This is a genomic window from Singulisphaera rosea, from assembly GCF_054877945.1.
This window is the reverse complement of record NZ_JBTYIP020000110.1, coordinates 1-433: the sequence shown is the minus strand read 5'-3', so window position 1 is coordinate 433 and position 433 is coordinate 1. Positions and strand designations below refer to the sequence as shown.

Genomic DNA, 433 nt, shown 5'->3' with positions numbered 1-433 from the left:
TCCGTCTCGCCGCGGGCCCCGAAGGCCGTCACCGCCGCGCGCAACGCGCCGTCGGCCGTGGCGAAGGCCACCGCGTCGGCACGTACCTCCAGGCGGGCCTCATTGAGTCGGTACAACGCACCGATCTGTTCGACCCAGCCCAACGCCCACGCGTCTTGATCCGGCCAACTGCGGGCCACCGTCAAGAAATCGCGACGCACGTGCGCCCAGCAGAATGCCAGGATGATCAGCCCGCTCTTGACCTTGTCGACCGCCTGGTACGCCTTGTAGCGGTCCACCACCAGGATCCCCGGTCCCTCCACCGGCCCGAAATGGTCCTCGGGCACATCATGCGCACGCCCCGCGGCCAGGACGAAGATCACGACGTCCGAGGAGTGGAAGACCCAGAGATACCACCGGTAGCCGACCTTCCCCTCGATGCTGGCGAAGACCA

General features: G+C 67.4%; 1 protein-coding gene. It reads right to left on the bottom strand.

The features are described 5' to 3' along the window. Nucleotides 1–433, bottom strand: a 433-nt coding sequence (locus tag ACYOEI_RS41170) for an IS66 family transposase (RefSeq protein WP_462856487.1), incomplete at both ends; no start/stop codon positions are given.